This window comes from Xanthomonas arboricola pv. populi, assembly GCF_002939945.1.
In the GTDB taxonomy this organism is placed as follows: Bacteria; Pseudomonadota; Gammaproteobacteria; order Xanthomonadales; family Xanthomonadaceae; genus Xanthomonas; species Xanthomonas arboricola_A.
Genome location: NZ_MDEB01000001.1, coordinates 287,857 through 300,574, shown reverse-complemented (window position 1 = coordinate 300,574; position 12,718 = coordinate 287,857). Strand labels below are relative to the sequence as shown.

The following is a 12,718-nucleotide window of genomic DNA, read 5'->3' as shown; positions in this document are numbered from 1 at the left end:
ATGTTTCTGAAAGATCGAGTCTCGGTGACGGCGCCACGCCGCACCGCGGACGGCTACCTCGTGGCCGATGCAAAGGTGGCGCGCACCGGCATCCAGCAATACCTGGGATCCGAGGTCGGCAAGCCGGAGATGCCCATCGTGCGGCTATACCGCCCGCCCGAAGAGGTCTTCTCCGACGCAACGCTGCGCAGCTTCGCGCACCGGCCCATGACCAACGACCACCCGCCGGTGATGGTCGACGCGAGCAACTGGAAGCAGTACGCCGTCGGTCAGACCGGCGACGAGGTGCGGCACGACGACAAGTTCGTGCGCGTGCCGCTGGTGCTCATGGACAAGGCGGCCATCGCCGACTGGGAGGCCGGCAAGGTCGAGCTGTCGCAGGGCTACACCGCGGAGATCGTCTTCGAGGATGGCGTGACGCCCGAAGGCGAGCCGTACGACGCCGTGCAACGAAACATCCGCAACAACCATCTCGCGCTAGTCGACCGGGCGCGCGGTGGTGAACACCTTCGTATCGGCGACGACAACCATCAGAGGAACACTTCAATGCCTGACATCAAGACCCGGACCGTCCTGGTCGATGGGCTGTCCGTCGAGACCACCGACGCCGGCGCCCAGGCCATCGACAAGCTGCTGCGCCAGCTCTCCGACTCCAACGCAGTTGCCGCGCGCCAGGCAACCGACCACACCGCAGCCCTCGCGCTGAAGGATGCCGAGATCGCCAAGCGCGACGCCTCCATCGACGACCTGAAGGGCAAGGTGCTGGATGCCGCTGCCCTGGATGCGCGCGTGCAGGCGCGTGGCGATCTTTTGGCCGCGGCCAAGGCAATCCACGACACCGACTACAGCGGCAAAAGCGATGCGGACGTTCGCAAGGCTGCTGTCATCGGCAATCTCGGCGACGCCGCCATCGCCGGCAAGGGCGACGCATACATCGAGGCGCGCTTCGACATTCTGGCCGATAGCTGTAAGCCCAAAGATCCCGTTGTGCAGGCGCTGAAGGACGGCGCCAAATTTCGCACCGTCGTGCAGGACAACGGCTACGCCGCGTCCGTCGCCGGCCTCGATTACCGCACCAAGAACCAGGGGGCCTAAGCCATGGCACTGCAAACCAACTATCCGGACATCCAGCCTGCAGCCACGCGCGGCATGCAGGCCACGATGATCCCGTCCACCATCATCTCTCGCACTGTCGAGGACGTCGCCGGCCTCGCGTTCGGCCTGGCCGTGGCACAGGGCGCGACGGACAAGGGCATCGTCACGTTCGGCGGCGCCAACCTGAAGTTCGTCGGCATCACGCTGCTGGATCGCTCGGCCACGGGCCTGGACCTGTTTCCGCAGCGTGCATCGGCGCGCGTCATCACCAAGGGCGACATCTGGGTGACCGCCTCGGTCGCTGTCGCCGCTGGCGATCCGGTGTACCTCACCGCAGCCGGCGCGTTCACCAACGTCGCCACCAACAACACCGCCATCAATGGCGCCCGCTGGGACACCAGCGCCACCGCGGCAGCCCAGCTGGCCGTTGTCCGTCTCGGCTAAGGAGCCTATCCGCATGCGTGCACATCCACTCTTCGACGCCCAGGTAGTCATGGGCTTCGTGGTCTCGCAGACCACCATCATCGAGCCCGGCGTCTACCGGACCGTCTACCCGGACATCCAGTACCGCGACCTGGTCCCGGTCGATACGTCCGGCAGCGAGTTCGCCACGTCGGTCACCTACTACTCGCAGGACCAGTACGGTAAGGCCGACTGGATCAACGGCAACGCCGACGATATCCCGAAGGCCGGCACCAACCGCTCGCAGTTCCAGACCGGCGTGCACACCGCTGGTATCGGCTACGGCTACGGCTGGGAAGAGGTCGGGCGCGCGCAGCTGCTCGGCATCAACCTGCCCAACGAGGACGCTGCCGTCGCGCGCCGGGCCTCGGAGGTGATGGTGGACCGCGTGGCGCTACAGGGCGACGCAAGCAAGGGTTTCACCGGCCTGTTCAACGCTGCCGGCGTAACGCCGGTTGCAGCGCCCACCGGCGCATGGGGCACCTTGCAGGCAGCCGGTACCGCCACGCCCGACCAGATCGTCGCCGACATGAACTCGGCAATCCTCAACGTGTTCAACGGCACCAACACCACCGCGATCGCCGATCGCCTGCTGCTGCCGTGGTCGAAGTTCATGCTCATCTCCACCAAGAAGATGAGCGACAACAGCGACATGACCATCCTGCAGTACTTCCTGGCCAACAACGTCTACACCGCTACCACCGGGCAACAGCTGACGGTGCGCGGTCTACGTGACCTGGACACGGCAGGTGCCGGCGGCGTCGCACGCATGATCGCGTACCGCTACGACGCCAATGTCCTGAAGCTGCACATGCCGATGCCGCACCGATTCTTGCCGGTGTACCAGAGCGGCCCGTTGCGCTGGGACATCCCGGGCGTGATGCGCCTGGGCGGCCTGGACGTGCGCCTCCCCAAGCAGGTCGTCTACGTCGACGGCATCTGATCCACAACGGCCCCGCGCGTCACCGGCGGGGCCACACCGGAGCATGCAATGAAGATCAGCAACAACCACAAGACGCCGCTGGCGTTGCCGGACGGCACCGAGATCATTCCCGGCTCGCCGGCCACCGTGCCGAACTGGACGGCCATCAAGAAGAACGCCGTCGTGCAGGCGTGGCTCGCCGCGAACATCCTCAGCGAGTCGGAGGACGACACCGCGCCGTTCCTGCTCGGCACGTTCAACCTGCCCGACAGCATCCTGCTCATCGAAGGCGGCGATAGCGTCACGCGCGACGATGTCGTGCAGCAAGCGTTCAAGGCCTCGGCGCTGTCGCTGGAGGACTGGAATTCGCTGGACGAAGTGGACCGCGAGGCACGTATCAGCGCATCGCTCGACGCGCTGAAGGCCGAAGCCGCTGCTGCCGCTCAGGCGGTGATCGACGCGAAGGCCGCCGACGACCAGAAGAAGGTCGATCTGATCGCCAAGCTGGAAGCCGGCGGCATCAAGCACGACAAGCGCTGGGGCTTGGAGAAGCTGCAGGCCGCGCTGGACGACGCCGAGAAGTCCAAGACCGGGAGCTGATCATGTACGGCACGCTGGAAGGAGCAGACGCGTATCACCTGGTCCGTGGCAACGCGGCATGGGCGGCAGGCAGTGAGGAGGCCCGCAGGTCGTCCCTGGTGCGCGGTACCGACTACATCGACGGCCGGTACCGGGTGCTGCTGTCTTCGGGACGGTGGCAGTCGATGTTCCCCGGCGTGCGTACTGACGGGCGGGGCCAGGCGAACGAATGGCCCCGCACAGGCGCAGTGGATTACGACGGCAACCCGATTGCCGCCGACGTGGTGCCGATCGAGGTTGAGCACGCGGCGTACGAAGCAGCGCTGCGCGAGCTGATCGAGCCCGGCAGCCTATCGCCGGACTACGTCGCGAGCGCGCAGGTCACGCGCGAGAAGGTCGGCCCGATCGAAGTCTCATACGGTGCCAGTACCGCTGCAGGCAGCACGCCGAACCGTCCAATCATTCCGGGCATCGACGAGATCCTGGCGCCGCTGTTGCGTCGTCCGGCGATGTTCCCAGCCGTGAGGGTGGTCTGATGGCCGCCGCGCTCTATGCACGACTGGAAGCGACCGCTCGCAGGCTGATCGGTGGCTACGGATACGCCACACAGCTGGAGCGCGACGGCGCCATCACCGGGCCGCCGCATAACCCGCAGCAGGGGCCACCGACCCGGCACGACTGCAAGGTGGTGGAAGTCGATTACAGCCTGACCAACCGCGATGCCACGCTGGTGCTGCAGGGGGACAAGCTGGGGCTGATCTCCACCGATGTCGCCATTGAGCCGACGAAGGACGACCGGATCCTGCTCGGCGGTGTGCTGTATCGATTCATTGACCTGCAGCCGCTGTCACCGGGTGGGCAGATTCTGATGTTTGAATTCCATGCGAGACGCTGATGGCCGCAACGACTTCCCGCCAACTCGAACAGCTGGCGGCGAAGCTGGAGCCGGCCATCGCGCGTGCCTTCCTCAAGGCGATATCCGAGGTCACAAATCAGGCAGGCGTGCAGCTCATCGCAGACCTGCTGCAGGCTGGGCGCATCGACGATGTGCTCACCGTCATGGGGCTGGACGAGCCGCGCTTTGCGGATCTGGGTGAAGCGCTGCGCAACGCCTACGCGGCAGGCGGGCAGCAGGGCGTGTCGGAGATGCCGAAGATGCGGCTTAGCCTGGATCCGATCATCACCGGCAACTACAAGCCACGGCAGGACGTGCGCTCGCCCGCGCTGCGCCCTACGTTCGACCTGCGCAATGCGACCGCCGAAGCATGGCTGCGCGACAAGTCCAGCAACCTCATCACCGGCATCGTCAACGACCAGCGCACGCTGATCCGCAACGTGTTGGAGAGCGGCATGGTCGCCGGCCGCAATCCTCGGCAGAGCGCGCTGGACATCGTGGGACGCGTCAGCGACACCGGCAGGCGCACCGGTGGCGTGCTGGGGCTGACATCGCAGCAGGGCCAGTTCGTGCAGAGCATGCGCGGCGAGCTGGCCAGCGGTGACCCAAGGGAAATGGCGAAGTACTTCGGTCGGAAGCGACGCGACAAGCGCCTGGACGGCATCGTCAAGCGCGCCATCGCCGCCGGCAAGCCGGTATCGCAGGCGGACATCGACAAGATCGCGGGTCGCTACTCCGACAGGCTGCTGCAGCTGCGTGGCGAGATGATCGCGCGCACCGAGTCGATTACCAGCATGAACGCCGGGCGAGAAGAGGCGTATCGGCAGCAGATCGCATCGGGAGCTCTGGCCCCGGAGAACGTAACCGGCACGTGGTCGGACACCGGTGATAGGCGAACCCGGCACACACACAAGGCCATGAACGGGCAGAAACGCGCATTCGGTGAGCCATTCCAGTCGCCCAGCGGCGCGCTGCTGAACCATCCGGGCGACACGAGCCTGGGCGCAGGCCCTGAGGAGATAGTCGGCTGCCGCTGCACGAAGCAGTACCGGATCGACATGACGGCGGAGGTGCTACGTGGCAAGCAAGTTCGGTGACCAAGTGCGGGCCTTCGCGGAGAAGGCGAAGCAGCGGCAGACGGCGATCTTCCGCGAGTCCGCGCAGGCGGTGATGGACCAGGCGAACACGCCGAAGGCCAAGGGCGGCAAGATGCCGGTCGATACAGGCACGCTGCTCAACTCCAGGGCGGCGTCGAAGGACGGCCCGGCGAGATCGGAGAGCGGCGACCCTGCGCTGATCTTTGCAGCCCTGCAGCTGGGCGAGGCCGTCTGGGCCGGCTGGACCGCCGCCTATGCGATGCGCATGGAGCATGGATTCAGCGGCAAGGACAGCCTGGGCCGGCAGTACGAACAGGCCGGCAATGGCTTCATGCGAGCCGCCGCGCAGAATTGGGACTTCATCGTCAACGAGGTCACCGCGAAGGTGAAGGCACGCATTCCATGAGCGACACCGCGATCTATGACGCCTTCGCCGGTCTGGTTGGCGCCTTCGCCGCGAGTATCGGCCTGCCGTGCTCCTATCCGGGCATTGGCTTCACCCCGCCGACCAGCGGATCCTGGCTCGAGCTGCAGTGGTTCCCCAACCAGACGCAGAATTACGGCATGGAGGACGACGGGCCGTCGCTGATGCAGGGCTTCGGCCAGCTGGCGGCATGCTATCGGCCAGGCGCCGGCATCATGGTCGGCACGCAGCTCACCGACCAGATCATCGCGGCATTCGGCAAGGGCACCACCTTCGCCGGCATGCGCGTGTACCGAAAGCCGTGGACCTCAACCATCATCCAAGACCCGGAGCGGCACATGCATCCGGTGACCATCATGTGGCGCGGCTTCGACAGCTAGGCCGCTCTGATCTGTGATAGAAACCCGTCATGAAGATCCGACCACATCGCGGCACCCTGGCAGATGCAATGGCCATGGCCGCCGACATAGAGCCAACGCGGGACGCTGTCGCGGATTTCCTGCAAAGGGAGGTCGACGGAGCGATCGACATCGCCGTCGACCTGATCAGCGTTGAGAGATACGGAACCACCGACGTCCGAACCGGGTGGGACACCCATGCAGTGATGCTGAAGGGAACAGGCATTCTTGCGTGGACAGACGGTCCGCTTCGCTACTCGGAGTAGTCAGGCACAACCCATATCGAGGCCCGCCATTGTGCGGGCCTTTTCGTTTCCCCAACCCCGCCCCGTGGCGGGTTTTTTTATGCCCAAAGCGAGGAGATATCAGCAATGGCTGAGGCACAAACCAACAGCGGTTCCAAGCTCTACATCTGCGCCACGCCGAAGAACGAGGATCTGACCCAGACCCAGTTCGCGGCGCTGACCTGGGTGCAGGTCAAGAAGGTCGGCAGCGTCGGCGAGCGCGGTCTGACCACCAACATCGTCACCTACGACACGTGGGACACCGCTGTCGCACTGAAGGGCAAGGGCATCTCGAATGCCGGCGACCCCGAGGTCGAGGTGGCGCGCGTGTTGGACGATCCGGGACAGGTCGCCATGCGTGCCGCCGGCTTGCCGTCGGTCACCGACGCCTACGCCTTTAAGGTCGAGCGCCCGTCCGGCGAAATCGAATACCTGCGCGGCCTGGTCACCGGCCCCCGCACGCCGGGCGGTCGCAACGAGGACTTCGTGCTGCACGTCTATTCGCTCGCCCTGAACCAGGTGCCGATCGAAGTGCCGACGCCCGTCACCCCGTAACCGAACAGCGGGGGATAGGGCGGCCGCCTGATAAGCCGGATCTGATCCAGCCGGCTTCCCTCGCTTCCTCTCCGGATCGATCGCAAAGGATCACCCATGACCGAATTGACCACCATCGTTGCCGCCGAGCGCGTCATCGATATCAAGCATCCCGCCACCGAGGCTCCTGTGGGCCTGCGCATCACGCTGCTGCCCGATACCCACCCGAATGTGCGCGCGGCCAGCCGCAAGGCGCTGAACGACCGCCTGATGGGCAAGGGGAAGATCACCGCCGAGAAGATGGAGCAAGGCCGCACCGACATGCTCGTTGCGTCTGTGGGCGGCTGGGAGTGGCAGGGCGACCTGACCTTCCACGGCAGCAAGCCCGCGCTGACCGACGAAGCCCTGCGCAAGGTGCTGAAGGAGCTGCCGTGGATCAGCGACCAGCTCGAGGTGGAGCTGGGGAACCGCGCGGAGTTTTTTCGCAGCCCTGAAGGCGAGGATCTCTGACGCCACGTATCTCACCGTCCGGTACGACATGCCGGACGCGAAGGGCGAGACGCGGCGGCAGCGCAATGCCCGCTTCGAAGAACCGGCGCCTGACGTGGACATGCCTGAAGAAGCGGCGCACGTGTGGGACTGGTTCTGGTTGATCTCTGGCCGGCGTAGATCCGGCCCTGAGGCGCTGTCCTACGCCGAACTCGATGCGTGGCAGCGACTGCTGCTGCGCGACGTGCTCCCCGAAGAGGTGGAGATGCTCATGGCGATGGACGACGCCTACCTGCGTGCCGTGCGCGAAGAACAAGCAGCGGCGCGCGAGCGGCCGCCGGAACCGAGCAACACCTGGAGCTGATTGATGGATATCGCCGAACTTGGCTATAAGGTCGATTCGAGTGGCCTGGTCGAAAGCACCAGGGCGCTGGACCAGAACGCCGCCGCAGCCGATAAGGCCAGTGGATCAGCAGATCGGCTGGAGCGTTACTTCCAGTCGATGTCCCGCTCGATCGACCGCTCAGCCGTTGCGCTCGGCGACCGTTTGGGCGGAGCGCTGGAGCGGATCGGCGTCGGTACCGGCACGGTAATCACCGAACTACAGGCGATGAACCGCGCGCAGGCGGAGATCGTCTCGGCGCTGGCGGCCATGGAAGGCCGTCTCACCGGTGCGGCGGCTGGACTGCAGGCCTACAGTGCGGCGGGCAAGAGTGCCGCTGCCGATGCGAGTGCGTCTGCCGCGGCGTCGGAGAAGCTGGAACGGCAGCTGGCAGAGCAGGAGGCGCGCTACCGCAGCGTCGCGCAGCAGGCGATGGCCTATGCCGAAGCAGGCCGCACGACGAACCTGTCGGATCGTGCCCTGGCTGAGGCTGCGCGCGATGCGGCAGCGGGCATCGACGTGCAGGCCGCTGCTATGTCGCGCGCCGGTACCGAGCAGGAACGCATGGTGGCGCGTGCGCGCGCGTTGCAGGAAGCCGAGGCACGCACCGCCAACCAGGCACGTGCAGCGGCGGAGGCGGCGCAGGCGCAGGAGATCAACCTGAAGCGCCTGCTCGCGCAGATCGATCCCACCGTTGCCGGTTTGAACCGGCTGGCCGAGATGGAGGAGCGGCTGGAGCGTGCCGGCGACCTGGGGCTGATCAAGCCGCAGGTGATGCAGCAATACCAAGCGCAGATCGAGGCGAGCCGGCAGGCGCTGCTGAAGTCCAAGAACACCACCGAGCAGTACGGCATGACTGCGCGCCAGACGGCCGCGGCGATGCGCATGATCCCGGCGCAGATGACGGACATCGTCACCAGCGTGGTCGCCGGACAGCCGATCTGGATGGTGGCGATTCAGCAGGGTGGACAGCTGAAGGACCAGCTCGGCGGCATCGGCCCTGCTGCGAAGGCCGTGTCCTCGTATGTGCTGGGCATGGTCAATCCGATGACCGTGTCGGCTGCCGCTGCGCTCGCGCTGGCGGTCGCGCTGAAGCAGAGCCAGGACGAGCTGTTCGAGTTCCAGAAGAATCTGATCCTCACCGGCCGCAATGCGGATATCAGCGGTGGCCAGTTCCGCGGCTTGGTGTCGGAGCTGGACAATCTGAAGGGCGTGACGCGAGGCGGGGCGCTTGATGCGCTGAATGCTGTCGCTGCTTCCGGCCAGTTCGCCGGCAAGCAGTTCACGATGGTGGCCGAGGCAGCGGCACGCATGGAGGCGTCCACCGGCCAGGCCACCAGCAAGACCGTCGAGGCGTTCCAGCGCATCGCACGTGATCCTGTCGATGCGCTTGTGGAACTCAACAAGCAGGAAGGCTTTCTCAACACCGCACAGCTGCAGCGGATCATCACCTTGCAGGAAGAGGGGCGGCAGCAGGAGGCCGTGGCCGAAGCACTGCAGCTGTACTACGAGCGATCGATCAACGTTGCGAACCAGACCGATGCCGTTATGCCGGGGATGGCGCAAGGGTGGCGCACCATCAAGGATGAGATCAGCGGTGCCTGGGGGGCACTGGTCAATTTCAGCGGCGCGCTTACCGATGTGGGCCGGAACAGCGGGCTGCAAGATTCCTGGATCGCGAAGCTGGCCAGCGCAGGTCCGCGTGCCGGCTTAGCCCTCTTGGCCGGCCTGAAGGATGAGATGGGCCGGCTGTCGGCTCAGGCGCGCAATCCATACGGACTGCCGGCGGCCGTCAACGAAGAGGCTCCCGACAACCGCAAGGCGGTCGAGGACTACAACAAGGTTTTGCACGACAGCCAAGCAGCTGAGAAGGCTGCGTCCGAAGCTCTGAACGCTCGAATGGCAGGCCTGGACCGGGCAAGCGCAAAGCAGGCCGCGCTCAACAAGATCATCGAGATCTACAACAAGCTGCCAGAGAGCGACGCACGCCACTTCGACGGATCGATGCAGCGGCTGATCGCGCAATCGAACGCGCAGGTGGACAAGCAGTTCAATCAGCGTGAGGGCATCGGCAAGGCGAACACGGACGACAACGCGGCGCAGAGCTTCATCGCCAGCGTGCAGCGGCAGATCACCGCCAACCAGCAGCTGGCGGATAGTGGCGACAAGGTGTCGGCCAGCGATCGGCTGGTGATCCAGGCGCGGCAGCTGCTGGCGGACAAGACCAACACTATGACGGCGGCGAGCAAGCAGCTGCTGCAGGCGATGATCCCGCAGCTACAGGCGAGTGATGCGCAGGCCGAGAAGGCGAAGCAGACACAGCGCGACCTGGTGGCGCAGGCGGCTTTGACCGAGCGGCTGGCGCAGCTGGAGAAGCAACGGCAGGAGCAGTCTGATGTCGATCTGATGGGCATCGGCCGTGGGGCAGACGCCACGCAGATGCTGCAGCGTCAGCTGGACATCCAACGCGAGTACCTGCGCGAGCGGGAAAAGCTGGAAAAGGAGCAGCGCGGCCAGAACCCGCTCAGCGACGGCGAGTACCAGAACGAAATCGCCCTGCTCGAGGCGAGCAAGCAGCGTTCGCTGGAGATCGAGCGGGACTACCAGCAGCAGCGGATGGCGATGCTGGGAAACTGGCGGACTGGCTTCACTCGCGTCTGGGAGGACTACGCGTTTTCCGCTGCGAACGCCTCGGATCTGGCGGGTTCCGCCCTGTCCAACGGCCTCAGCGCGGCGGAGGATGCATTCGTCCGCTTCGTGCAGACGGGCAAGCTGTCGTTCTCGGATCTAACCAAGTCGATCCTGGCGGATCTGGCGCGCATTGCCGAAAGGCAGGCGATCGTCGGGGCCATCGGCTCCATCGTCGGATCCTTCGCGGGTGCGGCGGCCGGTGGCGCATGGACTGGCACCAGCGCGGGCGCAGGCAGCAACCTCAACTTCGGCAATAACGTGGACAGCTTCACCGGCAGCAGCTGGGCGAGCTTCGGCGGTGGCCGTGCTGGCGGTGGCGACGTGTCCAATTCGTCGATGTACGAGGTGGGCGAATTCGACCGCCCGGAGATCTTCAACGATCGGCGCGGGCGCAGCTACCTGATCCCCGGCAACGACGGCACGGTGGTGCCGATGCATCAGCTGGCGTCCAGCAACGGTGGCGGCTCAGCCACTCCAACCGTAAACGTGAGCATAAACACCGTGGTCCAGAGTGATGGAAGTAGCACCACATCGGCCACCACCGGTGACGACAACGCGATGGGCCGCGCGCTCGCGAAGTTGATCGAGCCAGAGGTGAAGCGGGTGCTGGTGCAGCAGATGCGGCCGGGCGGCCTGCTGACGGGAGCACGCTGATGGCTGATGTCTTTCCATGGAAGCCCACATCGCAGAGCAGCGGCACCGCGACCGGTGTGGTCAAGCGCGCAGACTTCGGCGACAGCTACAGCCAGTCCTCTGCCGATGGCATCAACCCGATCAAGCGCTCTTACCAGGTGACCTTCACCGGTCCCGAGGCGCGTATGAAAGAAATTGCCGCGTTTCTCGACGCACACATCGGTCTCTCGTTCCTCTGGACGCCAAGGATCGGCAGCCAGGGGCACTACCAATGCGACGGATACAGCGACCGAGGCGAGGGCGGCCGGATGCTCTCCATCAGCGCCACCTTTGAACAAAAATTCCAGCCCTAGGAAATCAGCATGGCACGTCAAGTTATCGACACAACTACCAATAATGGGGATTATATTGGTGATCCAGCGCCAACAGCATTCGGAAAAGTAAATGCGAATTTTGTCGAGGTATACGCCTTGGCAAATGGCGCGATGCCGAAGACGGGCGGTACGATCACGGGGAATGTTGTAATTCAATCCCCAAACGGCGCGGGGCTGGATTTATTCTCAACCAGTACCAACGTCACACGCGTTGAGATCGCTAACGGCAGTGCTAGCGGACGCAGATATCAGCTGTACGCATCTGGATCATCGGGTCCAACAGTTGCGGGCAGCTTCGGCCTGTTGGATGTGAGCGAGGGTGCAATTGTTTTCAGTATCGACCCCGGTAGCCGCATATTTCGACAGAACGGCCCGATAAACGCCACGGCTTTTAATCCGACCTCGTCATTCGACGTGAAAGACAATGTCGAGGGTTATTCCGGCGCTCTAGAGGCTATCAGCAAGCTTTCCGTCGTCACGTATAACTACATCGAAAGCGTCGATGTCGAGATGCGTAAGCGTGTTGGTCTTCTTTCGGAAAATGTGGCAGACGCAGTGCCCACTGCATTCAATCCAGCGCCAGCCGAGAACGAATCGAGAGCTGATGATGACTCGGAACAGCCACCCACTGCCCCTCCTTTGGCATCAAGCATTGACATGATGCAACTGCTGGCAGTCGCCATTAGAGGTGTCCAGGAGCTAGCTCGCGAGAACAAAATGCTGTCCCAGCGACTGGCCGCGCTTGAGGCTTCGTCTGCATGAGCATCCTCGCCGACATCCAGACCCTGGAGCCAGGCGCGCGCGTGACACTGTTCGAGCTGGATGCAACGGCGTTGGGTGCGGATTCACTGCTGTTCCATCCGCACCTGCAATCCACGCCGATCGTCTGGCAGGAGAGGCTATACACACCCTGGCCAGTCGAAGCTTCCGGCTTCGAGGTGACAAGTGATCAGCAGCCGACGCCCAGGCTGCGCGTCGGCAACGTGAATGGAACGATCGCCGCCCTCTGCCTGCTTTTCGACGACCTTGTCGGTGCAATTGTCGTGCGCCGCCGGACGCTGACGAAATATCTGGATGCCGTGAACTTTCCGGGTGGCAACGCGACTGCCGATGCAAACGAGCACTTCAGAGACGACATCTATCAGATCGAGCGAAAGGTGTCTGAGGACAACGAGGTCGTGGAGTTCGAGCTGGTGTCCCCGGCGGATTTCGCTGGGGCCTACTTGCCGGGTCGTCAGATCCTCGCAGGCATGTGTGGGTGGCTTCTCCGAGGTGGCTACCGTGGACCGTATTGCGGATACAACGGTCCGGCTGTAGCGGACGCAAACGATCAACCTACAGACGATCCAGCGCGTGACGTCTGCGGTGGGAGGCTTGGCAGCTGCAAGCTGCGCTATGGCGCAAATAACCCGCTGCCCTATGGCGGCTTCCCGGCGGCCGGTCTCCTGCGTACCTGATC

Annotated in this window: 17 protein-coding genes; all 17 read left to right on the top strand. The window is 64.5% G+C overall.

Going from position 1 to position 12,718, the window contains the following annotated elements:
* The 17 genes from XaplCFBP3123_RS01445 to XaplCFBP3123_RS01365 all read left to right on the top strand — a co-directional run bounded on the left by XaplCFBP3123_RS01445 (position 1) and on the right by XaplCFBP3123_RS01365 (position 12,716).
* Entirely contained in the window at positions 1-1,095 is a 1,095-nt protein-coding gene (locus tag XaplCFBP3123_RS01445; protein ID WP_104532493.1) for a DUF2213 domain-containing protein, read from the top strand.
* A gap of 3 nt (positions 1,096-1,098) precedes the next feature.
* Positions 1,099-1,539 carry a structural cement protein Gp24 gene (locus tag XaplCFBP3123_RS01440; RefSeq protein WP_104532492.1) on the top strand — a complete coding sequence of 147 codons (441 nt, stop codon included), beginning with the start codon at positions 1,099-1,101 and terminating at the stop codon, positions 1,537-1,539.
* Positions 1,540-1,552: 13 nt separating this feature from the next.
* On the top strand, positions 1,553-2,500 hold the full coding sequence (locus XaplCFBP3123_RS01435) for a DUF2184 domain-containing protein (RefSeq protein WP_253254110.1): 948 nt from the start codon (positions 1,553-1,555) through the stop codon (positions 2,498-2,500).
* A 48-nt stretch (positions 2,501-2,548) separates the two neighbouring features.
* Positions 2,549-3,079, top strand: coding sequence for a hypothetical protein (locus tag XaplCFBP3123_RS01430; RefSeq protein WP_104532490.1), 531 nt, complete (start codon positions 2,549-2,551; stop codon positions 3,077-3,079).
* Between the two features lie 2 nt (positions 3,080-3,081).
* The gene (locus XaplCFBP3123_RS01425) at positions 3,082-3,594 is read left to right on the top strand and encodes a DnaT-like ssDNA-binding protein (RefSeq protein ID WP_104532489.1); all 513 of its coding nucleotides are present in this window, start codon (positions 3,082-3,084) and stop codon (positions 3,592-3,594) included.
* Positions 3,594-3,953, top strand: a complete 360-nt coding sequence (locus XaplCFBP3123_RS01420; RefSeq protein ID WP_104532488.1) for a hypothetical protein — start codon at positions 3,594-3,596, stop codon at positions 3,951-3,953. The genes XaplCFBP3123_RS01425 and XaplCFBP3123_RS01420 overlap by 1 nt, the downstream gene beginning before the upstream one ends.
* Complete coding sequence (locus tag XaplCFBP3123_RS01415; protein ID WP_104532487.1) at positions 3,953-5,050, top strand: phage minor head protein; 1,098 nt, start codon at positions 3,953-3,955, stop codon at positions 5,048-5,050. The genes XaplCFBP3123_RS01420 and XaplCFBP3123_RS01415 overlap by 1 nt, the downstream gene beginning before the upstream one ends.
* A complete protein-coding gene (locus XaplCFBP3123_RS01410; RefSeq protein WP_253254109.1) occupies positions 5,031-5,456 on the top strand; it encodes a hypothetical protein in 426 nt (141 codons plus the stop codon). The genes XaplCFBP3123_RS01415 and XaplCFBP3123_RS01410 overlap by 20 nt, the downstream gene beginning before the upstream one ends.
* Positions 5,453-5,854: a phage tail terminator-like protein gene (locus tag XaplCFBP3123_RS01405; RefSeq protein WP_104532486.1), complete on the top strand. Its 402-nt coding sequence runs from the start codon at positions 5,453-5,455 to the stop codon at positions 5,852-5,854. The genes XaplCFBP3123_RS01410 and XaplCFBP3123_RS01405 overlap by 4 nt, the downstream gene beginning before the upstream one ends.
* A 29-nt stretch (positions 5,855-5,883) precedes the next feature.
* Positions 5,884-6,138: a hypothetical protein gene (locus XaplCFBP3123_RS01400; RefSeq protein WP_146091253.1), complete on the top strand. Its 255-nt coding sequence runs from the start codon at positions 5,884-5,886 to the stop codon at positions 6,136-6,138.
* Between the two features lie 105 nt (positions 6,139-6,243).
* Positions 6,244-6,711 carry a hypothetical protein gene (locus XaplCFBP3123_RS01395; protein WP_065031482.1) on the top strand — a complete coding sequence of 156 codons (468 nt, stop codon included), beginning with the start codon at positions 6,244-6,246 and terminating at the stop codon, positions 6,709-6,711.
* 96 nt (positions 6,712-6,807) lie between these two features.
* On the top strand, positions 6,808-7,200 hold the full coding sequence (locus XaplCFBP3123_RS01390; RefSeq protein ID WP_104532484.1) for a hypothetical protein: 393 nt from the start codon (positions 6,808-6,810) through the stop codon (positions 7,198-7,200).
* A gap of 28 nt (positions 7,201-7,228) precedes the next feature.
* Positions 7,229-7,543 (top strand): phage tail assembly chaperone, encoded by a 315-nt coding sequence (locus tag XaplCFBP3123_RS01385; protein WP_104532483.1) that lies wholly within the window; start codon positions 7,229-7,231, stop codon positions 7,541-7,543.
* A gap of 3 nt (positions 7,544-7,546) precedes the next feature.
* The gene (locus tag XaplCFBP3123_RS01380; RefSeq protein WP_104532482.1) at positions 7,547-10,906 is read left to right on the top strand and encodes a phage tail tape measure protein; all 3,360 of its coding nucleotides are present in this window, start codon (positions 7,547-7,549) and stop codon (positions 10,904-10,906) included.
* On the top strand, positions 10,906-11,238 hold the full coding sequence (locus XaplCFBP3123_RS01375) for a phage tail protein (protein WP_104532481.1): 333 nt from the start codon (positions 10,906-10,908) through the stop codon (positions 11,236-11,238). Before XaplCFBP3123_RS01380 ends, XaplCFBP3123_RS01375 begins: the two co-directional genes overlap by 1 nt.
* Before the next feature lie 9 nt (positions 11,239-11,247).
* Positions 11,248-12,021: a tail fiber domain-containing protein gene (locus XaplCFBP3123_RS01370; RefSeq protein ID WP_104532480.1), complete on the top strand. Its 774-nt coding sequence runs from the start codon at positions 11,248-11,250 to the stop codon at positions 12,019-12,021.
* Positions 12,018-12,716, top strand: a complete 699-nt coding sequence (locus XaplCFBP3123_RS01365) for a phage minor tail protein L (RefSeq protein ID WP_104532479.1) — start codon at positions 12,018-12,020, stop codon at positions 12,714-12,716. The genes XaplCFBP3123_RS01370 and XaplCFBP3123_RS01365 overlap by 4 nt, the downstream gene beginning before the upstream one ends.
* Positions 12,717-12,718 lie beyond the last annotated feature (2 nt).

What these genes read in the sequence shown, in the direction of transcription:
- XaplCFBP3123_RS01445 (WP_104532493.1), top strand. Translation starts at nt 1, where the DNA reads ATGTTTCTGAAAGATCGAGTCTCGGTGACGGCGCCACGCCGCACCGCG.
- XaplCFBP3123_RS01440 (WP_104532492.1), top strand. Translation starts at nt 1,099, where the DNA reads ATGGCACTGCAAACCAACTATCCGGACATCCAGCCTGCAGCCACGCGC.
- XaplCFBP3123_RS01435 (WP_253254110.1), top strand. Translation starts at nt 1,553, where the DNA reads ATGCGTGCACATCCACTCTTCGACGCCCAGGTAGTCATGGGCTTCGTG.
- XaplCFBP3123_RS01430 (WP_104532490.1), top strand. Translation starts at nt 2,549, where the DNA reads ATGAAGATCAGCAACAACCACAAGACGCCGCTGGCGTTGCCGGACGGC.
- XaplCFBP3123_RS01425 (WP_104532489.1), top strand. Translation starts at nt 3,082, where the DNA reads ATGTACGGCACGCTGGAAGGAGCAGACGCGTATCACCTGGTCCGTGGC.
- XaplCFBP3123_RS01420 (WP_104532488.1), top strand. Translation starts at nt 3,594, where the DNA reads ATGGCCGCCGCGCTCTATGCACGACTGGAAGCGACCGCTCGCAGGCTG.
- XaplCFBP3123_RS01415 (WP_104532487.1), top strand. Translation starts at nt 3,953, where the DNA reads ATGGCCGCAACGACTTCCCGCCAACTCGAACAGCTGGCGGCGAAGCTG.
- XaplCFBP3123_RS01405 (WP_104532486.1), top strand. Translation starts at nt 5,453, where the DNA reads ATGAGCGACACCGCGATCTATGACGCCTTCGCCGGTCTGGTTGGCGCC.
- XaplCFBP3123_RS01400 (WP_146091253.1), top strand. Translation starts at nt 5,884, where the DNA reads ATGAAGATCCGACCACATCGCGGCACCCTGGCAGATGCAATGGCCATG.
- XaplCFBP3123_RS01395 (WP_065031482.1), top strand. Translation starts at nt 6,244, where the DNA reads ATGGCTGAGGCACAAACCAACAGCGGTTCCAAGCTCTACATCTGCGCC.
- XaplCFBP3123_RS01390 (WP_104532484.1), top strand. Translation starts at nt 6,808, where the DNA reads ATGACCGAATTGACCACCATCGTTGCCGCCGAGCGCGTCATCGATATC.
- XaplCFBP3123_RS01385 (WP_104532483.1), top strand. Translation starts at nt 7,229, where the DNA reads ATGCCGGACGCGAAGGGCGAGACGCGGCGGCAGCGCAATGCCCGCTTC.
- XaplCFBP3123_RS01380 (WP_104532482.1), top strand. Translation starts at nt 7,547, where the DNA reads ATGGATATCGCCGAACTTGGCTATAAGGTCGATTCGAGTGGCCTGGTC.
- XaplCFBP3123_RS01375 (WP_104532481.1), top strand. Translation starts at nt 10,906, where the DNA reads ATGGCTGATGTCTTTCCATGGAAGCCCACATCGCAGAGCAGCGGCACC.
- XaplCFBP3123_RS01370 (WP_104532480.1), top strand. Translation starts at nt 11,248, where the DNA reads ATGGCACGTCAAGTTATCGACACAACTACCAATAATGGGGATTATATT.
- XaplCFBP3123_RS01365 (WP_104532479.1), top strand. Translation starts at nt 12,018, where the DNA reads ATGAGCATCCTCGCCGACATCCAGACCCTGGAGCCAGGCGCGCGCGTG.